General features: G+C 33.5%; 21 protein-coding genes. 11 read left to right on the top strand and 10 right to left on the bottom strand.

What is annotated here, in order from left to right:
- Positions 1–80: 80 nt before the first annotated feature.
- Positions 81–944 carry a helix-turn-helix transcriptional regulator gene (locus Q0845_RS23780; protein WP_298519130.1) on the bottom strand — a complete coding sequence of 288 codons (864 nt, stop codon included), beginning with the start codon at positions 942–944 and terminating at the stop codon, positions 81–83.
- A 94-nt stretch (positions 945–1,038) separates the two neighbouring features.
- On the opposite strand from Q0845_RS23780, the gene Q0845_RS23775 reads away from it, so the two are divergent.
- Entirely contained in the window at positions 1,039–1,392 is a 354-nt protein-coding gene (locus tag Q0845_RS23775) for a DUF983 domain-containing protein (RefSeq protein WP_298519128.1), read from the top strand.
- Between the two features lie 96 nt (positions 1,393–1,488).
- Positions 1,489–2,001 (top strand): DinB family protein, encoded by a 513-nt coding sequence (locus tag Q0845_RS23770; RefSeq protein WP_298519125.1) that lies wholly within the window; start codon positions 1,489–1,491, stop codon positions 1,999–2,001.
- A 2-nt stretch (positions 2,002–2,003) separates the two neighbouring features.
- Here the strand turns inward: Q0845_RS23770 and Q0845_RS23765 are convergent, their stop codons facing one another.
- Entirely contained in the window at positions 2,004–2,285 is a 282-nt protein-coding gene (locus Q0845_RS23765) for a hypothetical protein (protein WP_298519122.1), read from the bottom strand.
- A 134-nt stretch (positions 2,286–2,419) separates the two neighbouring features.
- Positions 2,420–3,487 carry a 3-dehydroquinate synthase gene (aroB, locus tag Q0845_RS23760; protein WP_298519120.1) on the bottom strand — a complete coding sequence of 356 codons (1,068 nt, stop codon included), beginning with the start codon at positions 3,485–3,487 and terminating at the stop codon, positions 2,420–2,422.
- A 96-nt stretch (positions 3,488–3,583) separates the two neighbouring features.
- Here aroB and Q0845_RS23755 point away from each other — a divergent pair, with 96 nt between their 5' ends.
- Positions 3,584–4,750, top strand: coding sequence for a proline dehydrogenase family protein (locus tag Q0845_RS23755; RefSeq protein ID WP_298519117.1), 1,167 nt, complete (start codon positions 3,584–3,586; stop codon positions 4,748–4,750).
- A gap of 45 nt (positions 4,751–4,795) precedes the next feature.
- Positions 4,796–7,642 (top strand): pitrilysin family protein, encoded by a 2,847-nt coding sequence (locus tag Q0845_RS23750; RefSeq protein WP_298519114.1) that lies wholly within the window; start codon positions 4,796–4,798, stop codon positions 7,640–7,642.
- Between the two features lie 30 nt (positions 7,643–7,672).
- Here the strand turns inward: Q0845_RS23750 and Q0845_RS23745 are convergent, their stop codons facing one another.
- The 7 genes from Q0845_RS23745 to Q0845_RS23715 all read right to left on the bottom strand — a co-directional run bounded on the left by Q0845_RS23745 (position 7,673) and on the right by Q0845_RS23715 (position 13,845).
- Positions 7,673–8,065: a hypothetical protein gene (locus Q0845_RS23745; protein ID WP_298519111.1), complete on the bottom strand. Its 393-nt coding sequence runs from the start codon at positions 8,063–8,065 to the stop codon at positions 7,673–7,675.
- A 3-nt stretch (positions 8,066–8,068) separates the two neighbouring features.
- Complete coding sequence (locus Q0845_RS23740) at positions 8,069–9,268, bottom strand: alanine dehydrogenase (RefSeq protein ID WP_298519108.1); 1,200 nt, start codon at positions 9,266–9,268, stop codon at positions 8,069–8,071.
- 55 nt (positions 9,269–9,323) lie between these two features.
- Complete coding sequence (locus Q0845_RS23735; RefSeq protein WP_298519106.1) at positions 9,324–9,854, bottom strand: hypothetical protein; 531 nt, start codon at positions 9,852–9,854, stop codon at positions 9,324–9,326.
- 263 nt (positions 9,855–10,117) lie between these two features.
- Positions 10,118–10,597 carry a hypothetical protein gene (locus Q0845_RS23730; protein ID WP_298519103.1) on the bottom strand — a complete coding sequence of 160 codons (480 nt, stop codon included), beginning with the start codon at positions 10,595–10,597 and terminating at the stop codon, positions 10,118–10,120.
- Between the two features lie 324 nt (positions 10,598–10,921).
- Positions 10,922–11,512: a hypothetical protein gene (locus tag Q0845_RS23725; RefSeq protein WP_298519100.1), complete on the bottom strand. Its 591-nt coding sequence runs from the start codon at positions 11,510–11,512 to the stop codon at positions 10,922–10,924.
- Positions 11,513–11,802: 290 nt separating this feature from the next.
- Positions 11,803–12,210: a tRNA (adenosine(37)-N6)-threonylcarbamoyltransferase complex ATPase subunit type 1 TsaE gene (gene tsaE, locus Q0845_RS23720; protein ID WP_298519098.1), complete on the bottom strand. Its 408-nt coding sequence runs from the start codon at positions 12,208–12,210 to the stop codon at positions 11,803–11,805.
- A gap of 87 nt (positions 12,211–12,297) precedes the next feature.
- Complete coding sequence (locus Q0845_RS23715) at positions 12,298–13,845, bottom strand: response regulator (RefSeq protein WP_298519095.1); 1,548 nt, start codon at positions 13,843–13,845, stop codon at positions 12,298–12,300.
- 78 nt (positions 13,846–13,923) lie between these two features.
- Here Q0845_RS23715 and Q0845_RS23710 point away from each other — a divergent pair, with 78 nt between their 5' ends.
- The 7 genes from Q0845_RS23710 (at position 13,924) to sucD (ending at position 21,016) form a co-directional block, all read left to right on the top strand.
- A complete protein-coding gene (locus tag Q0845_RS23710; protein ID WP_298519092.1) occupies positions 13,924–15,153 on the top strand; it encodes an HD domain-containing protein in 1,230 nt (409 codons plus the stop codon).
- Positions 15,154–15,177: 24 nt separating this feature from the next.
- Positions 15,178–16,206, top strand: coding sequence for a UDP-3-O-(3-hydroxymyristoyl)glucosamine N-acyltransferase (gene lpxD, locus Q0845_RS23705; protein ID WP_298519089.1), 1,029 nt, complete (start codon positions 15,178–15,180; stop codon positions 16,204–16,206).
- Positions 16,199–17,620 (top strand): bifunctional UDP-3-O-[3-hydroxymyristoyl] N-acetylglucosamine deacetylase/3-hydroxyacyl-ACP dehydratase, encoded by a 1,422-nt coding sequence (locus tag Q0845_RS23700; RefSeq protein ID WP_298519086.1) that lies wholly within the window; start codon positions 16,199–16,201, stop codon positions 17,618–17,620. The genes lpxD and Q0845_RS23700 overlap by 8 nt, the downstream gene beginning before the upstream one ends.
- A gap of 61 nt (positions 17,621–17,681) precedes the next feature.
- Positions 17,682–18,467: an acyl-ACP--UDP-N-acetylglucosamine O-acyltransferase gene (lpxA, locus tag Q0845_RS23695; protein ID WP_298519083.1), complete on the top strand. Its 786-nt coding sequence runs from the start codon at positions 17,682–17,684 to the stop codon at positions 18,465–18,467.
- A gap of 11 nt (positions 18,468–18,478) precedes the next feature.
- Positions 18,479–19,045, top strand: a complete 567-nt coding sequence (gene efp / locus Q0845_RS23690) for an elongation factor P (RefSeq protein WP_298519080.1) — start codon at positions 18,479–18,481, stop codon at positions 19,043–19,045.
- Between the two features lie 52 nt (positions 19,046–19,097).
- On the top strand, positions 19,098–20,039 hold the full coding sequence (locus tag Q0845_RS23685) for a UDP-3-O-(3-hydroxymyristoyl)glucosamine N-acyltransferase (RefSeq protein WP_298519078.1): 942 nt from the start codon (positions 19,098–19,100) through the stop codon (positions 20,037–20,039).
- A gap of 104 nt (positions 20,040–20,143) precedes the next feature.
- The gene (gene sucD / locus Q0845_RS23680; protein ID WP_298519076.1) at positions 20,144–21,016 is read left to right on the top strand and encodes a succinate--CoA ligase subunit alpha; all 873 of its coding nucleotides are present in this window, start codon (positions 20,144–20,146) and stop codon (positions 21,014–21,016) included.
- Positions 21,017–21,141: the final 125 nt, after the last annotated feature.

Genomic DNA, 21,141 nt, shown 5'->3' with positions numbered 1-21,141 from the left:
TCTAACAAGTCTAACAAGTCTAACAAGTCTAACAAGTCTAACAAGTCTAACAAGTCTAACAAGTCTAACAAGTCTAAAACCTAATACTCTAACTTCCGAAACTCAGAAGGCGTTTGCTGTGTTTTCTGCTTAAACAATCGTGAAAAATAGGAGTAATCTTCATATCCTAAATGATTCGCGATTTCATTTACCGATAATTCTGGAGTCAATAACATTCGTTTTGCTTCTAAAATAACGCGATCTGTTATGACAGTTGTAGCTGTTTTTTCTAAAGTCTCTTTACAAATGCGGTTCAAATGTTTCAAAGTGATATTCAATTTAGAAGCATAAAAAGAAGGTTTTTTTTCGAGCTTGTAAAACTGTTCAAGTAAAACTTCAAAGTTTTGTAAAATGGTATGATATCTCTTGATTTGCAAATGCGTAGGAGTAATGTAGTGACGAGATAGTTTAATGTAAATTAAATCCAATAAACTCAATACAGCATGTTCCTTAAATAACGTTTTTGATGAATATTCAGATAATACCATTTCAAAAAGAGAAGAGATTTTTTGCGTTTCTTCAATATCTAAAATTAATTCTGGTGTATTATATGTTGAAAAATAAAAAGGATAATCATTAATCTGTTTGTGCTGATAATGGACATTATAAAATTCTTTCGAATGGAATAAAATATAACCGTCAATATCTTTTGATAGATTCCAATGGTGCATTTGTCCGGGTTGCAATGCAAAAACGCTTCCTGCGGAAATATCAAATGTATTAAAGTCAACTACATGTGTTCCAGTTCCTTTGGTGAAAATTACAAGCAAATGAAAATCGTGCCGATGTGGTTTTTCGATAAACGGATGTGTACGCAAATGCTCTTTGAAACGATTGCAATACAAATGCTTGCTTGTTTCTTGTTCTTTAAACTGCGAAATATTATATACAGGAAGTAGTTTCATTTTATTAAAAATGTCTTTTTTGTGCTATAAAAAGCGAAAATACAAACTTTATGATAAATGGCTGAACTTTACCTTTGTATAAAAATTAGAACTCATGGGAAATATCGTAAAAAATATTTGTTTAGGAACGTGCCCAAATTGTAATAAAGGAAAGGTTTTTCAAGAAAAAGGAGGCTTTTTGAAGCTAAAATTGCCAAAAATGTATAAAAATTGTACAGTTTGCAATTATAAATTTGAAAAAGAACCAGGGTACTTTTATGGCGCTATGTATGTAAGTTATATGTTGACGGTAGGTCAGGCAATTGGTTTATATCTATTACTTTCTTATGTTTTTCAGTTTGGAAATAATTTTCAAATCTTCTTAATGATTGCTGCGACAATGATTGGTTTGTCCTTTTTTAACATGCGAATTTCAAGAGTAATCTGGATGTATTTATTTAAAAATTGATGTTTGTTTGCAAAGCTGTTCGTATTAATTTTTCAAGAAACAGAATTAATAGTATATTCAGCGTTGAAAAAATCAACAATCAAAATCTAAAATAGTATGATACCATTTCCTAATACAGATGAATACAATCCATATTTTGAACCATATATTCAAAAATTTAAAGGAGAAGATATATATGTAGCACTTGCAAACGGCGCAAAAGAAGTTACGGACTTAGTAAACTCGTTGACGGATGCACAACTGAAAAGTGCCTATGCTGAAGGAAAATGGACAATTAAGGAAGTGTTGCAACATATCATGGATACGGAACGCATATTTTGCAACAGAGCGTTGCGTTTTGCGCGAAATGATAAAACAGATTTACCAGGTTTTGAACAAGATGATTATGTTCCTTTCTCTGGAGCAAATGAACGAAACAGTGATGCAATGTTACGTGAATACAATGCTATCCGACAAGGGACAATTACCTTATTTCAAAGTTTTTCTGATGAAATGTTAGCAAGAGTAGGTATGGCAAGCGGCAATAAAATGACTGTTCGTGCTTTGGCATACATAGCCGCAGGTCACGAAAAACATCATGTAAACGTGATTAACGAACGCTACTTATAATACTACTCTTCCGAGAAATCATTCACAATATTTTCGTCTGGCGTAATTTCTTCAATATCCACAGGAGTACTACCGACATTAGTCATGGTATAATGTAATTTACTGCTCACTTTTACCAAATAAATGGTGTCTTGAGTGCGTACTTCTACAGCTTCAATTATGTTGTTACGATGATCGTCAAATATAATAATGTCTCGATCTCTGTATCCGCCCGGATAACGCTCTTGTAAGAGTTGAAGAATTTCTGGCGTCACTTTTTTGTAATCTATGATAGCTTTTCTCATAGGAATAATCTTTTAAAATTAATACTACGGTCTTAGGTAAATAAGGAGAATTTTCAGCCATTTAGCTTATACTAAAAGTACAACTATTTTTTTTGAAAAGAAAAAAATAATGTCAGCTAACTGTATTTTTTGTGTTAAGAATTATAATAATGGAAAGCTTCAATAATAGTTTCATTAGGAACAATTCTGTCCAAAACAGGTGTTCCTATATCACTTAATAATACAAAATTGATATTTCCGTGAGAGTTTTTCTTATCATATTTCATTAATTCTATAATGCTCTCATAATCAGAGTTGTCAAAAGAAACTTTGCCATACATATCTAAAATAACCTGTTTAATTTCGGCTAATTTTTTTTCAGGAAAATCTTCTTGTTTATTAGAAATATAGGCTGCTAACACCATTCCTACAGCAATGGCTTCACCATGCAATAGAGCTTCTTTAGTTTCGTGTGTTAACAAATACGATTCAATAGCGTGACCAAGTGTATGTCCAAAGTTTAAGATTTTTCGCAATCCATTTTCTTTTGGATCTTCCGTAACAACGTTATTTTTAATCTTTACAGAGTCGTGAATCAATTTGTCTAAATCTTCTAAGGTGAAATTTGAAAGATTGATCATCTTTTTCCAGTATGCTTCCTCGTAAATCAATCCATGTTTTAGCATTTCGGCCAAACCACTTCGCATTTCGTTTGCCGGCAATGTATTCAAGAAAGCAGTATCAATCAATACCATTTCTGGAATGTTAATCACGCCAATCTGATTCTTTAGCGTTCCTAAATCGACACCAGTTTTTCCTCCAACAGAAGCATCTACCATAGAAAGTAAAGTTGTGGGAACATTAATATATGAAATTCCACGTTTAAAAGTAGAAGCAACAAATCCGCCAAGGTCAGTAACAACACCGCCTCCAACATTAATCAACAAGCTTTTACGATCGGCATTCAGTTCAGAAAGTACATTCCAAACACCAGTACAAGTTTCAATATTCTTATGAATCTCTCCAGCTAAAATCTCAATCACTTCTACAGAAGTTTCGGTTTGTAAATTGCCCATAAAATAAGGCAAGCAAAACTCATGTGTATGCTCATCTACCAAAATAAAAATCTTAGAATAATTTGAATTTGCAAGATGTTCTTGAAGATTTGTGTAGCAATTTGAGTTAAAATGCACTAAATAATTCGCCGCTTGAATAGAATTCATAATCTGTAAAAACTAGTATTAGCAGCAAAATAAAGCCTTTTTTAAACAAAAAAATAATAATTCAATAACTATATTTGTGAAAGTAATTATTTGTAAATGGAACCTATTTTTAATAACACCGAGAATGCTTTTGCCTTAAAAACAGATTCTCAGCTCGATAGAGCCTATTTTTTATTCAAATTAATCTCAAACCAACCATTGGTACGTATTGGAACTGCGGTCACAAACTTTGCTATTAAAGCACGTTTGCCTGTAGAAAGTCTAATTAGAGCTACTGTTTTCGATCATTTTTGTGGAGGAACTACCGAAGAAGAATGTTTGCCAGTAGTAGATAATATGTTTGAAAAAGGTGTTTGTAGTGTGCTAGATTATTCTGTAGAAGGAAAAGAAGAGGAAGAGCAATTTGACGCCACGCTAGAAAAAATACTCAAGATTTTAAATTTCGTTAAGGAAAAACAGGCGATTCCTTTTGCAGTATTTAAACCAACAGGTTTTGGTAGAATAGATTTGTATGAAAAAGTAGGGAATGAGGAAACATTGACAAATGAAGAGCAAGAAGAATGGAAACGCGTTGTAAATCGTTTTGATACCATTTGCAAGAAAGCGTATGAAATGGATGTTGCTTTATTGATTGATGGAGAAGAAAGCTGGATGCAAGATGCTGCTGATGCTGTTGTTGCTGATATGATGCGTAAGTATAATAAGGAAAAAGCTATTGTATACAATACATTACAAATGTATCGTTGGGATCGAATGGAGTATTTAAAACAACTTCATATGGATGCCAAAGCGCAAGGATTTCATATAGGAATGAAGCTCGTACGTGGCGCATACATGGAGAAAGAAAATAAAAAGGCTGAAGAAAAAGGCTATAAATCTCCAATATGTATTTCAAAAGAAGCAACTGATGAAAACTTTGATACTGCTGTTGCATATATGCTAGATAACTTAGATTGCATGGCTGTCTTTGCAGGAACTCATAATGAAGAAAGTTCTTACAAGGTTGCTGAGATTATGAAAGAAAAAGGAATAACTAATAATGATCCGCGTGTTTGGTTTGGTCAACTGTATGGAATGAGTGATCATATTAGTTTTAATCTTGCAAAAGTTGGTTATAATGTAGCAAAATACTTACCTTTTGGACCTGTAAGAGATGTAATGCCATATTTGATTAGAAGAGCAGAGGAAAATACTTCGGTTGCAGGACAAACATCTAGAGAATTAAGTTTATTAAAACAAGAACGAAAACGAAGGAAAATATAATAAAAAACTACACCAAAGATTACCAATCATAACCACCTTATTGCCATGAAAACCAAAAACTTGAAAATCCCCATTTTTATATTACTATTAATGGTCTTTTTTTCTTGTGAAGAGAAGAAGAAGTCTGAAAAAGAACAAAGTGATGCAAATTTCACCTTGACATATGAAAAATTCACGCTGGATAATGGCTTAGAAGTGGTTTTGCATGAAGATCACTCAGATCCAATGGTAGCGGTTGCTACTTTGATGCATGTTGGTTCAAACAGAGAAAAACCAGGAAAAACGGGATTTGCGCATTTCTTTGAACATATGGCATTTAACGATTCTGAAAATGTTCCTAGAGGTTCAAACAGAAAAGTAATTCCAGAATGGGGAGGAAGTCGTAATGGCGGAACTTGGTCAGATGGTACAATTTATTATGAAGTCGTGCCTAAAGATGCTTTTGAAAAAATCTTATGGATTGATTCTGATCGTTTAGGATATATGATTAACACGGTTACTGAAGAAGCTTTAGAGCGTGAAAAACAAGTAGTTAAAAATGAAAAACGTCAAAACTACGATAATGTACCGTATGGTTTTACTTCAGAAGTTATTCGTGCTAATTTATACCCGAAAGATCATCCGTACAATTGGACAGTAATTGGTTCACTTCCAGACTTACAAGCAGCTACATTAGAAGATGTAAAAGAATTCTATAATACATATTATGGGCCAAATAACGCGACACTAGTTATTGCCGGAGATATTGATGTTGAAGAAACTAAAAAAGCTGTTGAAAAATGGTTTGGCGAAATTAAAAAAGGAAATGAAGTAGGAGATTTGAAGCCAATGCCTGTTACTTTGGAAGCAACAAAATCATTGTATTTTGAAGATAATTTTGCGAAACTTCCTGAGCTTCAAGTCGTATTCCCTACGGTAGAAATGTTTCATGAAGATCAATACGCGCTTGAAATTTTGGGTGACATGTTAAGTGGAAGTAAAAAATCACCATTATATCAAGAAGTTGTAGTTTCTGAAAAATTAGCGCCAAGAGTGTCGTCATATAATAGGAGTAATGAACTTGCTGGTGAATTTTCATTTGTAGTTCGTGCCAACGCTGGAGCAGATTTGAATGATGTAAAAGCGGCTATTGACAATGGATTGAAGAATTTTGAAGCAAATTTTGATGAATCGCAATTAGAACGCATCAAAGCGCAGCAAGAAGTGGCATTGTATAGAGATACGGAATCTGTAATGGACAAGGCTTTTGCATTGGCTAGAGGGAATGAATATGCAAATGATCCTGCAAATGTGATCAAACAAGCTGAACTCACAAATAAAGTAATGAAGGAAGATGTAATTCGTGTTTACAATAAATACATAAAAGGAAAAAATTATATCATGACTTCATTTGTTCCAAAAGGACAAACTGACTTAGCGATCAAAGGAGCAGAGAAAGCGGAAGTGTATCAGGAGGAAATTGTTCAAGGAAAATCGAATGAAGAAGTTGGACAAGGAGAAGAGGCTCAATATGCAAAAACGGTTACAAAACACGATCGTTCTGAGCCTGAGTTTGGAGAATTACCTTTATTTAAATCTCCGGAAGTGTGGAAAACAAAATTGGCAAATGGAGTAGCGGTTTATGGAATAGAAAATAATGAGGTTCCGTTAGTGTCGTTTACCATTACTATTGATGGAGGACATTATTTAGATCCAAAAGATAAAGCAGGTTTGTCTTCTTTGTTAGGAAAATTAATGAAAGAAGGAACTGAATTTAAAACTTCATCAGAATTAGAAGAAGCAATTGAAATGCTGGGCGCAAGTATCAATATTAGTACAAGAGATGAAAATATGACCGTTTCAGGAAGTTGCTTGGCTAAGAATTTTGATAAAACGATTGCGCTTGTAGAAGAAATTTTATTAAAGCCACGTTGGGATGAGTCAGAGTATGAGCGACTTAAAAAGGAAACGCTGACGAGTTTAAAAGGTCGTGAAGCAAATCCAAGAACCATTGCGTATCAGTCCTTTAGAAAATTAATTTATGGAGATGATCATATTTTGGGAATTCCGTCTATTGGAACCATTACAACGTTATCAAACATATCTTTAGATGATTTAAAAGAATTCTACAATAAAAATATATCTGCAAGTGTTGCTAATATTCATATTGTAGGTGCAATTGATGAGTCAAAAGCAGTAAAAACCCTTGAAAGTCTAGGTGGAAATTGGAAATCAGCAGAAGTGAAAATACCAAGTTACGCTATACCAAAACAAGACAAGGCAGGAAAATTATTTTTCATTGATTTCCCAGGAGCAAAGCAATCTGTAATATATGCAGGAAAATTAGCTTTGTCGGAAGCGGATCCAATGTATAATAATTTAGAATATACAAATCAAATACTTGGAGGCGGATCTAGCGGACGTTTGTTTCAGACACTTCGTATAGAAAAAGGATACACATATGGAGCGTATTCATTTTTGCAAAATTTAAAAGAACAAGCTCCTTTTGTTTTACAAACTAGTGTAAGGGCCAATGCAACATTGCCTTCTTTGAAAATTATTGAAAGTTTAGTGCGTAATTATGCGAAAGATTTTAATAATTCAGAAGTTGAAATCACTAAAAATAAAATTCTTAAGAGTAGTGCAAAAGATTATGAGGAATTGAATTCTAAATTAGGAATCTTAATGCAAATCAGTAAATACGGTAAAGACTTCGATTTTCTTGAAAAAGAACAAAAAGAATTAGTTGATATGTCACTTGACGATTTTCAAGATATTATTAAAACACACATTCAAGAGGATGATATGTTTTACTTGATTGTAGGTGATAAAGAAACACAGTTAAAGGAAGTGAATTCTTTTGGAAAAGGAGATGCAGTTGAGCTTGACATTTACGGGAATACTTTAAAATAATTCAATACTGATTCTTTTTGCAAGAATCAGTTAATTGATCATTTTTATCCTTTTAATTAAAGTGGTACTATCACAATTATGTACCGTTAATTCGATGTCTTTATTTTTTAAAGTGCCTTCAATAATATAGACTTTACAAGTATCGGCATCTACTTTGGCTTTGCTTCTGGAAAAATCTACATCGCCATCTCTAAGAATGTTTGAGATTTCGGCAGTGTCAATTTCCTTATTGTCAATCAATTGACGCATTTCAGGAGAGAAACGGCGTTCTTTGACACGAATATTTTTTAACGTTCGTGCATTTGGAAGGTAATCAAACTCACATTTTACACCACGACCTTTTACAAAAAATGCAAAAAAGATCAATCCGATGGCTAATCCACCAAAATAAAAACCTAAGCGTCTTAAAAGACCATTATTCATGTACTAAAAAATTAATAGATTAATATCTCTATACGGTAAATCGAACCATTCAGCTACAGATTTGTTCGATAAAACTCCGTGGTAAAAGTACAAACCATTTTTCAATCCTTTATCAAAACGCAACGAATTTTCTAATCCGCCATCGTCTGCAATTTTTAACAAATATGGAGTAAATATATTACTTATTGATACTGAGGCAGTTCTGGAGTATCTTGCAGGTATATTTGGAACGCAATAATGAATAACTCCATGTTTTTCGAAAGTAGGATTGTCGTGTGTAGTAATTTCACTAGTCTCTACGCAACCGCCCATGTCAATACTTACATCAATAATTACAGAGCCTTTCTTCATATTTTCAACCATCGTTTCTGTAACCAAAATTGGAGATCTATTTTTTCCGCGCACAGCACCAATCAAAACATCACAGCGTTTTAATGCTTTTAATAAATTTTTTGGTTGTACTGTGCAAGTATAAATAGGTCTTCCTAAATTCGTTTGGATACGACGTAGTTTTGTAATTGAATTATCAAATACTTTGATGTTAGCACCAAGACCTAAAGCGGAACGAGCAGCAAATTCTCCAACAGTTCCAGCTCCAAGAATGACTACTTCTGCAGGTGGAACGCCACTAATATTTCCGAGCATTAAACCATTTCCGCTGTTGACATTTGCCATAATCTCGGAAGCAATTAATACGGAAGAAGTTCCAGCAATTTCACTTAAAGAGCGTACAGCAGGATACGTTCCATCTTCATCTCGGATATATTCAAAAGCAAGTGCGGTAACTCGCTTACTTGCTAAAATTTCAAAATATTTTTTTGAGCGAGTTTTTATCTGTAGAGCAGAAATTAAAATCGTTTGCGGATTCAATAACTGTAATTCGTCTAAAGTTGGTGGTTCAACTTTTAAAACAATAGGGCAGGAGAATACTTTTTGTGTATCATTGGTAATCTCTGCGCCAGCTTCGGTATATTCTCTATCGGAAAAATTGGCTTCTTTTCCTGCGCAACTTTCAATTAAAACACGATGTCCATGAGCAACAATTGCAGCAACGGCATCAGGAGTCAAGCATACGCGTTTCTCTTGATATGAGGTTTCTTTGGGAATACCAATAAATAATTCTTTCTTATGCTTTAAAATTTCGAGCGTTTCTTCTTGTGGAAGTAATTGTTGTTTGGTGAAAGGTGATAAAGATTCAGCCATGAAGCATTACGATTGGTTAAAACATGAAGTTACAAATAAAAATGAAGTAAAAAAACTACTCATTCAGTTCTTCTAGTAATTCTTTTTCTTTTCGTTCGTATTCAGCGAGTTCTGCGTTCATCTTTTCTAGATCAATATTGTATACATATTTATCGAATAATTTTATTCTAATAAAATAAACAATAGGAATGATTACCATCATCACTGGTATAACATAATATATTTCTACTTCATCAACATATTTTGCATCGTCATTAAATACTGTAATTAGTTGAAAAGAATACATTGCAATTGGTATTATTATAACATGATACCACCATTCTTTACAAGTAAAAAACCATAATATTAAAAACATTAAAGAGACTATTTTAGAAGTTGCCCAATAAGCTGTAGATTGAACACTTCCATAATATGCGCTATCATAGGTGAAAAAAGAAGTTTCCCAAACTTTTACATCTGGAAAACTTTCATATGAATAAAATATATATGGTGAGATTGCTATTAATATAGCAATTATACTACCCGTTACTAGGGATCTTGATCCTTTTATCGACTGTTTCTTCTGTTTGGTATGGGTTGTCTTCATCAGCAATACTGTCTGGGTTACAAGATACAAATAATATTGTTGAAAAAGCGGCTAGTAAGTAAAAGTAAAATTTAGTTTTCATCTGATTAATTAGGTTATTTAGTTTAACGATGGGACAAACTTATTTAATAACCAACTAATTATCAGAAAAATAGCAATATATATTTTCTACGTACTTTTGCTAGTTAATTAAAAATTAACAAAAGTCGTAGAAAATATTATTTTTTGTATTTTTTACGTAAGTATTTTCGCGAATATACGAATTATTTTATTTCATTATTATGTTGAGCTTCATTTTCCTTTCGATCATATTCATCTAATTCTGCTTCTATTTTTTTCAGGTCAATACCTAAAACTAGCTTGTCAAACAGTTTTAGTCTTATTAGGTATACAATCGGTGTAATAACCATTAAAATTGGAATTAACCAGTATATTTCAATTTCATCTATTTTAGCTGAGTTTTTGTAAAGAGCATTTGTTAGCTGAAAGGCATACATTGATATAGGGATCAATATTACGTGATACCACCAATGTCTACAAGTTAGGAACCATAAAATAAATAAAAGTAGTGGCACAATTTTACTTAAATAAATCCAAAAAGAAATATATAAGTTTTTGTATCCATTGCTAGTTATTGTGAAAAATGGAGTTTCCCAAACTTTACCTTCAGGAGAATATTCGTATAAATAATACAAAAAAGGTGAACAAACAATTATTAGTACTAGTGTACTGTCAATGATCAATTTTTTTCTAACCGACCATGTCTTCAGTGATCTCTTTTTTGTCAACTCCTTGTTGTGTTTCGTATGGGTTGTCTTCATCAGCAATGCTATCTGGATTACAAGATACAAATAAAATTGATGATACGGCTGCTAATAGGTAAAGGTAGAATTTAGTTTTCATTATTAATTTAGATTATTTAGTTTAACGATGGGTCAAACTTATTGAATAACCAAATGTTACCTTCAAAAAAAGCATAATATATTTTCTACGTATTTTTGTTAGTTTTATTAAAAATTAACGAAATACGTAGAAAATAGTATATTAATTATATTTCAATGAACTTCTTATTTTGGAGCTTCTGTAGCAGAATTCAATTGCTCTAGTTCCTTTCTTTCATATTCTTCTAGTTCAGCATTAATCTTTTTTAAATCTATTCCATGTACTAATTTATCCATGAGTTTTATTCTTATAAAATATACAAACGGTATAATAATCATCATAATTGGAATCAACCAATAAATTTCAACAACATCCAAAATACTTGACTTATCTTCAATGGCACCTATGAATTGAAATCCGAACATAAACATTGGAATCAAAATCACATGATACCACCACTTGTTACAGGTTAAAAACCAAATAATCATTAATAATAATGGTATAACTTTATTTAATGTAACCCATACAAGTATCTGTACATTATCATAATCACGTTTGTCTATAGAGAAAAAAGCTGTATTCCATTCGTCTACAGGAGGAACATAATGATAAAGTTGAAATAAATACGGTGTAATTGCAATTAATAATGCAACAATAGTATTTAGAATTATGCTAGACCTATACTTAGATTTTTTAGTTATTTCTTTGACCTGGAATCTTGATTTTATTTCTATCGACTCCTTCTTCTGTTTGGTATGGGTTATCTTCGTCTGCAATGCTATCTGGGTTACAAGACACAAATGTTACTGATGCCAATACTACTGCTGCGAATAAATAATTTCTTAATTTCATTTTGTTTTAGGTTTTAGTTTTACGATGATGCAAACTTATCCATTTAAACAAGTGATTTTCAAGAAAGTACTATATTTTATTTTCTCCGTATTTTTATCAATTTTTCACTTTTGTCATATATAAGAATTTTCATTCAAGATATAACAAAAGTCATTTATTTGTCAGTCTTTTAGATTTATTTTCGGTTATAGTTATTCGTTTTTCGGTAAAATGCTTAATTTTTTAGGTGAACTGAACGCAATTTTTCATTTATTTTGTTAATTGTGACCTTTGTTATCTCTTTGGGGAGCAAATTTTCAATGCGTTCTGGCCATTCAATGAAGCACCAAGCATCACTGTATAAGTAATCTTCGATGCCAATATCATAGGCTTCTTCTTCATCTTCCATTCGGTAACAATCAAAATGGTATAAAATATCATTGGGTGCATGATATTCGTTCACAATAGAGAATGTCGGACTACTAGTTAACTCGTTTACACCAAGTTGCTTAGCAAGTACTTTTATGAGTGTCGTTTTTCCAACGCCCATTTCTCCATGAAAAGCAATAATTTTATGCTCAGATTCTGCTAAAATAGCTTTAGCAATCTCATCAATTTGAGAAAGATTGTATTCTTTTTTCACTTAGGTTTTCTTTTTGAGGCTTTCCTCAAATGTAATAAAAAATCTCCAAATGCCTATAAAATCACTTGCTAAGCCATCGTTTACAGGTTATCTAGGTGACAAAACTGCAAACGGAATAATCATCTCTTCTAAAGATACTCCACCATGTTGGTAGGTATTTCTGTAATAACTTACATAATGATTGTAATTATTTGGATAAGCGAAGAATAAGTCCGTTTTCGCAAAAATAAATGAACTGCTCATGTTGATTGCTGGCAAGTGAATGGTTCTCGGATCTTTGGCAGCCAATACATCTTTTTGCTCATACGTAAGACTTCGTCCAGTTTTGTAACGTAAGTTTAGACTCGTGTTTTTGTCTCCAACTACTTTCGATGGATGTTTTACATTGATTGTTCCATGATCAGTTGTAATAATGAGCTTAAAACCTAAACGTTGCGATTGTTGAATAATATCCAATAAAGGAGAATTTTTAAACCAACTTTGCGTCAACGAACGATATGCCTTATCATTAGAAGCCAATTCTTTTACAACTTCCATTTCGGTTTTAGCATGAGAGAGCATGTCTACGAAGTTATAAACCACAACAGTTAAATCATTGTCTTTTTGTGATTTAAAGTTGTCTGCGAGCTTCTTTCCACCTCTTAAACTTGTGATTTTGTGATATTCATGCTTGATGTTTAACCCTAAGCGTTTTAATTGTGCTTTTAAGAAATCATCTTCATGCAAATTCTTTCCACCTTCATCAGTATCATTCTTCCAGTATTCTGGATGAAGTTTCTCCATGTCAGATGGCATTAAACCTGAAAATATAGCATTTCTAGCATATTGCGTCGCCGTCGGTAAGATGCTTACAAAAGGAACTTCTTTTTCTTTTTTGTAATGTGTATTTACAATGGGTTCAAACGCTTTCCATTGATCGTAACGTAAATTATCAACAACAACCAATAAAGTAGGTTGCGCTTTACTGATTTCAGGAACGACCAATTCTCTAAACAAGGTGTGCGACATAATTGGAGCTTCTTCATTTCCAAACCAATCTGGGTAATTTTTATCAATGAACTTTCCAAATTGCACATTGGCTTCGTTTTTTTGAGATTCCAATATTTCAAACATTCCAGTATCTTCAATATCTTCTAACTGCAATTCCCAATAAATCAATTTTTGATATAATTCTATCCATTCCTCAATGGAGTTTACCATGGCCATATCCATCGCAATCTTTCGGAATTCTTGTTGGTAGTTAGAAGTCGTTTTTTCAGAAATTAAACGAGAATGGTCTAAATTTTTCTTTAAACTCAATAAAATCTGATTTGGATTTACGGGTTTTATCAAATAATCCGCAATTTTAGAACCAATAGCTTCTTCCATAATATATTCTTCCTCACTTTTGGTAATCATCACCACAGGAAGGTTATTTTGTTTCTCTTTCAACTCAGCCAAGGTTTCAATTCCAGTCAAACCAGGCATATTTTCATCCAAAAAAACAATATCATAACGATCTTCATCAATCATTTCAATGGCTTCAGTTCCGCTTGTACACGTGGTAACTTCGTAATTTTTTTTCTGTAAAAAGAGAATATGTGGCTTTAATAAATCTATTTCATCATCAACCCAAAGAATCTTGAATGCACTCATGTAAATCTTTATTTAGTAAATTGTTAGTAAGGTGTCTTGTAATGTACTTATATTTGTGCTTATTCTAAAAACATACGATTGAATACTAGAAATAAGCTTAAAATCTTAAACGACCCAATTTACGGATTTATTACAATTCCCAATCCGCTCATTTTTGACTTAATTGAGCATAAATATTTTCAGCGCTTACGCAGAATTTCACAAATGGGAATGTCATATTTGGTATATCCGGGTGCGCATCACACACGCTTTCATCATGCGTTGGGTTGCATGCATTTAATGCAAAAAGCAATTCAAGTGCTTTGTTTTAAGGGTGTTGAGATATCGGAAGAAGAAAAACAAGCCTTGCTCATTGCCATATTATTACATGATATTGGTCATGGTCCTTTTTCGCATGCCATGGAACACAGTATTGTAAATAGTGTCCACCATGAAGAGATTTCATTACTCTTAATGGAACAATTAAATACAGAATTTAACGGAAGTTTAACGCTTGCGATCGAAATATTCAAAGGAAACTATCCTCGAAAATTCATGTATCAGTTAATTTCTGGTCAAATTGACATGGATAGAGCTGATTATTTAAAACGTGATAGTTTTTACACGGGAGTTGCGGAAGGAAATATCAATTCGGAACGTATTATTACTATGTTAAGCGTTGTAGATGACGAATTGGTGATTGAAGAAAAAGGAATCTATTCGGTTGAAAAGTTTTTAGTAGCGAGACGTTTAATGTATTGGCAAGTCTATTTGCATAAAACGAGTTTGGTTGCAGAACAATTACTCATTAGAGTTTTAAAAAGAGCGAAAGAATTAACCTTGCAAGGTGTTAAATTACAAGCAAGTGCAGCGTTATCTTTCTTTATTCAGAATGAAATTTCGATTAAAGATTTCAGTTACGAAGTATTAGATAGATTTGCGCAACTTGATGATTATGATGTAGTTTCTGCCATGAAAGAATGGATGAAAGAAGATGATTTTGTGCTTTCCAATCTTTGTAAAATGATCATTAATCGTGATTTACTCGCTATAAAAATCAAAAACAAGAAAATTTCTACCAAAAAACTACAAAACGAGACAGAGAATTTAATGAAAGAATACAATATTAGCGAAGCGGAAGCGGCGTATTTTGTGTTCTCGGGAGAAATTTCAAATCAAGCGTACAAAACGAATAGTCAGAACATAAACATCTTAATGAAATCAGGAAAAATTCAAGATGTTGTCAAGGCTTCTGACCAATTAAACTTGAAAGCGCTCTCAAAACCCGTGACAAAATATTATATATGTTACCCAAAAGACAAACTTTAGGAGTTTTTTTATACTTTTGCGGGAATGAAGTTTACAGCGACACAAATAGCAGGTATTTTAGAAGGAGATATCGTAGGTGATCCAAACACTGAAGTATCCAAACTTTCTAAAATTGAAGAAGGTACAGAAGGTTCATTAACTTTCTTAGCAAACCCCAAATATACACAGTACATTTATAGTACACGTGCATCGATAACCATCGTAAATAAAGATTTTACAGCCGAAGAAGAATTAACTACTACGCTGATAAAAGTAGAAGACGCATACAAATCATTTTCCAAACTTTTAGAATATTACAACAAAGTAAAAATGAATAAAGTAGGTATTGAACAACCTGCCTTTATATCAGATTCTGCAACTTACGGAGAAGAATTATACTTTGGAGCGTTCTCATACATGGGCGAAAATGTGAAAATTGGCGACTATGTAAAGGTATATCCAAATGCATATATTGGAGATAATGTTACTATAGGAGACAATGTAGTCATCTTTGCCGGAGCCAAAATTTATTCGGAATCGGTTATTGGAGATAATTGCGTAATCCATAGTGGTGCTATTGTGGGCGCAGATGGATTTGGCTTTGCGCCGAATGAAAAAGGAGAGTATCAAAAAGTACCTCAAACAGGAAATGTAATCTTAGAAGCCAATGTAGACATTGGAGCAGGAACTACTATTGATAGAGCAACTTTAGGTTCAACAGTAATCAAAAGAGGAGTAAAGCTCGACAATCAAATTCAAATTGCACACAATGTAGAAATTGGAGAAAATACAGTTATTGCTGCTCAAACAGGAATTGCAGGATCTACCAAAATTGGTAAAAATTGCATGATCGGAGGACAAGTCGGAATCGTTGGACATATAACGATTGGTGACAATGTCAAAATTCAAGCGCAATCTGGAATTGGAAGAAATGTAAAAGATGGTGAAACATTGCAAGGTTCGCCAGCATTAAACTATGGAGATTACAACAAATCGTATGTATACTTCAAAAACTTGCCAAAACTTGCCAAAACAATCAATCAACTAGAAAAAAAAATAAGCGACAATGAGTGAAATTATTGTTAAACAAACGACCATCGCCAAAGAAGTATCTTTAAAAGGCGTTGGATTGCACACAGGAAAAGAAGTTACTTTAACTTTTAAACCTGCACCAGAAAATCATGGATACACTTTCGTAAGAGTCGATCTTGAAGGAAATCCAGTAATCGAAGCAGATGCAAACTACGTAGTAAATACACAACGTGGGACTGTTTTAGAAAAAAGAGGTGTTAAAATTCAAACATGCGAGCATGTATTAGCTGCTTTAGTTGGTTTAGAAATTGACAATATCTGTATAGAATTAGACGCTTCAGAACCGCCAATTATGGATGGTTCTGCAAAATTCTTTTTAGAAGCTTTAGAAGAAGCTGGTATTGTATCGCAAGAAAAACCAAGAGAAGAATATATCGTAAAAGATGTGATCTCCTATATTGATGAAGAAACAGGTAGCGAAATTACCATTATTCCTTCCGATGAATATCAAGTGACTACGATGGTTGACTTTGGTACGAAAGTATTGGGAACGCAAAATGCTACGCTAAAACACATTTCTGACTTTAAAAAAGACATTGCTAGTTCTAGAACATTCAGTTTCTTACACGAATTGGAAATGTTACTAGAACATGGATTGATAAAAGGCGGCGATTTAAACAATGCAATCGTATATGTAGATAAAGAACTTTCTCCAGAAACGATGGACAAACTAAGAGTTGCTTTTGGAAAAGACAATATTGCAGTAAAACCAAATGGAATTTTAGATAACTTAACGTTGCATCATCCAAATGAAGCTGCACGCCACAAACTATTAGATGTTATTGGCGATTTAGCTTTGGTAGGAACGCGCATTCGTGGAAAAGTAATTGCAAATAAGCCCGGACACTACGTAAATACGCAGTTTGCAAAAAAACTATCTAAAATTATCAAGATAGAAAAACGTAACAAAGTACCAACATACGATTTGCATCAGACGCCGTTAATGGACATAAATCAAATCATGACGATGTTACCGCACAGACCACCATTCTTATTAGTTGATAAAATTTTAGAATTATCAAATAAGCATGTAGTTGGTGTAAAAAATGTAACGATGAACGAACCGTTTTTCGTCGGACATTTTCCAGGAGCGCCAGTAATGCCAGGTGTTTTGCAAATAGAAGCCATGGCACAAACAGGAGGAATTTTGGTGTTAAGTACAGTTCCAGATCCTGAGAATTACTTGACGTTCTTTATGAAAATTGACAAAGTAAAGTTCAAACAAAAAGTAGTTCCGGGAGACACTTTAATATTCAAAGCCGATTTAATCACGCCAATTCGTAGAGGAATCTGTCACATGCAAGCATACGCGTATGCAAATGGTAGACTTGTTGCCGAAGCGGAATTAATGGCACAAATCGCACGTAAAAAAGAAGAAGATATCGTAAAAAAATAAGGCTTTCAAAAAAAAGCGTATTTTACGATCAAATTTCAAAGTATTAATTAAAAAACAGTAGATGAATCAACCTTTAGCATATGTTCATCCAGGCGCAAAAATAGCAAAGAATGTCGTTGTAGAACCTTTTACAACCATCCACAACAATGTAATTATTGGTGAGGGAACTTGGATCGGTTCAAACGTAACGATCATGGAAGGAGCGCGAATTGGGAAAAACTGTAACATCTTTCCGGGAGCTGTCATATCTGCACCACCACAAGATTTAAAATATCAAGGAGAAGATACGATTACCGAAATTGGAGACAATACCACCATCCGTGAATGTGTTACCATCAATAAAGGAACTACAGATCGAATGAAAACTGTCATTGGAAAGAATTGCTTAATTATGGCGTATTGTCATGTTGCTCACGATTGTATTGTGGGTGATAATTGCATCTTTTCAAACAACAGTACCTTAGCAGGACATATTACTGTAGGCGATCATGTAATCCTTGCGGGAATGACCGCTGTACACCAATTCTGTTCCATAGGAAACCACGCGTTTGTAACGGGAGGTTCTTTGGTTCGTAAAGATGTACCACCATATGTAAAAGCAGCTCGTGAACCATTATCGTATGTGGGAATCAATTCGGTTGGATTGCGTAGACGTGGATTCACAACTGAAAAAATACGTGAGATTCAGAACATATTCCGAATTCTCTACCAAAAAAATTACAACAATACTCAAGCTGCTGAAATCATAGAAGCAGAAATGGAAGCCACTACCGAGCGCGATGAAATTTTACAATTCATCAAAAACTCGCATAGAGGTATCATGAAAGGATATATTACATCAAATTAAAAAATTAAAACATGGCAAGTACTTCAGATATTCGCAAAGGATTGTGCATTCGTTACAACCACGACATCTTTAAAATTATAGAGTTTTTACACGTAAAACCAGGGAAAGGACCTGCATTTGTACGTACAAAACTAAAAAGTGTCACTACTGGAAAAGTAATTGATAATACATTTTCGGCAGGACATAAAATTGATGATGTTCGTGTAGAAACGCATACATTCCAATATCTATATAGTGATGGAGATACGTTTCACTTTATGAATACATCTGATTACAATCAGATAACACTTCAAAAATCTGTTTTAGATGCTCCTGAATTATTAAAAGAAGGAGAAAATGTAAAAATTCTGATCAATTCTGAAGATGGATTGCCTTTATCAGTAGATATGCCAGCAAGTGTTATTTTAGAAGTAACGCACACAGAACCAGGTGTAAAAGGAAATACGGCGACAAACGCTACAAAACCAGCAACAGTAGAAACTGGAGCTAGAGTAAATGTTCCTTTATTCATCAATGAAGGTGATAAAATCAAAATAGAGACGGAAAAAGGTTCCTACATGGAACGTATAAAAGAATAAAAAATCAAAAAGCGCAATACTTATACATTGCGCTTTTTTTGTAAGATAGATTATGAAGTTTCCTAGAATACACACACTCAAAGAAATAGCAAAAATCATCAACACTTCGTATGTCGGTGATGATTCCTTTCCTGTGCATGGAATGAACGAAATTCACGTAGTAGAAGCAGGAGATATTGTCTTTGTAGATCATCCAAAATATTATGATAAAGCGTTGGAATCAAAAGCAACTATCGTATTGATTAACAAGGAAGTTGAATGTCCTGAAGGCAAAGCTTTGTTAATTTCAGACGATCCTTTCAGAGATTTCAATACACTTACCGATCATTTTAGACCTTTTGTAAGTGCCGCTGCAGCCATTTCGCCATCAGCAACTATTGGAGAACGCACGGTAATTCAACCAAATTGTTTTATTGGTAACAATGTTACTATTGGGAATGACTGTATGATTCATGCCAATGTTGCTATTTATGACAATGCTGTGATTGGAAACAATGTCACAATTCATTCAGGAACTGTGTTGGGAGCAGATGCATTCTATTATAAAAAACGTCCTGAAGGATTTGATAAATTAAAATCTGGAGGTCGTGTAGTATTAGAAGACAATGTTGATTTAGGATCGTTATGTACGATAGATAAAGGTGTAACAGGAGATACAACGATCAAAGAAGGAACCAAAATTGACAATCAAGTGCATGTTGGACATGATACTGTGATTGGAAAAAAATGTTTAATCGCATCACAAACAGGAATTGCCGGTTGTGTTGTCATTGAAGATGAAGTCACTATTTGGGGACAAGTAGGAATTACAAGTGGAATCACGATAGGAGCAAAGTCTGTTATTTCAGCACAATCGGGCGTCAGTAAAAGTCTAGATGCTGGAAAAAGCTACTTTGGAACACCTGCGGATGATTTTAGAAAAAAATACAAAGAAATTGCGTCAATTCGACAAATACCTGAATTGATAAAGAGAATAGAAAATTTAGAAGAATAGTTGGGTTTCAAAAGCATGCGAAATATTTCTTGATAAATCTCAAAAAATACTTTACAAATACTTTAGAAAAAACTATTTTTGTTCAGCCAAAAAACAAATATCAAATGAGCGTTTTAGTAAACAAAGATTCAAAAATAATTGTTCAAGGATTTACAGGAAGTGAAGGAACATTTCATGCAGGTCAAATGATTGAGTACGGAACTAACGTTGTTGGTGGTGTAACTCCAGGAAAAGGTGGACAAACACACTTAGACAAGCCAGTTTTTAATACAGTTGCAGAAGCTGTTGAAAAAGTAGGTGCTGATACAACAATCATCTTTGTACCGCCAGCATTTGCTGCCGATGCAATTATGGAAGCTGCCAATGCAGGAATTAAAGTGATCATCACTATTACGGAAGGAATTCCTGTAGCAGATATGACAAAAGTTGCTGCGTATATCTCAACGAAAGACTGTCGTTTAGTAGGTCCTAACTGTCCAGGTGTTATTACACCAGGTGAAGCTAAAGTTGGTATCATGCCAGGATTTGTTTTCAAAGAAGGTAAAGTTGGAATCGTTTCTAAATCAGGAACATTAACATATGAAGCTGCAGATCAGGTAGTAAAACAAGGATTAGGAATTACAACTGCAATCGGAATTGGTGGAGATCCAATCATTGGAACAACTACAAAAGAAGCTGTTGAGTTATTAATCAACGATCCAGAAACTGAATGTGTAGTAATGATCGGTGAAATTGGTGGACAATTAGAAGCAGACGCTGCTAAATGGTATCAAGAAAGTGGAAGTAAAAAGCCAGTTGTTGGTTTTATCGCAGGAGAAACAGCGCCAGCAGGACGTACAATGGGACATGCAGGAGCAATTGTTGGTGGAGCTGATGATACAGCAGAAGCTAAGAAAAGAATCATGCGCGAATGTGGAATTCACGTAGTAGATTCTCCAGCAGAAATTGGAAAGAAAGTTGCTGAAGTGATGGGATAATATCACTTTTCAAAATATACAAAAGCGCATTATCAATATATTGGTAATGCGCTTTTTAGTTTGTTGTTAATTCTAATCTAAATAATTAGATCACTAATTATCATAACATTCTGGATTATGAACAT

It is taken from the genome of uncultured Kordia sp. (assembly GCF_947489565.1).
Classification (GTDB): domain Bacteria; phylum Bacteroidota; class Bacteroidia; order Flavobacteriales; family Flavobacteriaceae; genus Kordia.
Note: the sequence above shows the minus strand (reverse complement) of the source record. Positions and strands in the feature narration are given on the sequence as shown.